Source organism: Mesorhizobium sp. M2C.T.Ca.TU.002.02.1.1 (assembly GCF_003997225.1).
Map to the genome: position 1 here is coordinate 1 of NZ_RZTO01001560.1, position 306 is coordinate 306.

The 306-nt window shown below is 61.4% G+C and carries 1 protein-coding gene; it reads left to right on the plus strand.

The window, feature by feature from the left end:
- A partial coding sequence (locus EOD07_RS37275; protein WP_127238555.1) for a methionine biosynthesis protein MetW occupies positions 1-306 on the plus strand: 306 nt, incomplete at both ends.

Here is a 306-nt window from a genome sequence, read left to right on the forward strand (position 1 = left end):
AGCTGTCGCAGCGCGGCGTCAACGAATGCGTGGCGCGCGGCCTCTCGGTCATCCAAGGCGACGCCGACAAGGATCTCGAATTCTATCCCGATAAGGGCTTTGACTTCGTCGTCCTCTCGCAGACGCTGCAGGCCACCCGCAACCCGAAGCTGGTGCTCGACGAACTGCTCAGGATCGGCAATCGCGCCATCGTCTCCTTCCCCAATTTCGGCCATTGGCGTGTGCGTCTGTCACTGTTCGTCAACGGCCGCATGCCGGTGACCAAGGACCTGCCCTATTCCTGGTACGACACGCCCAACATCCACT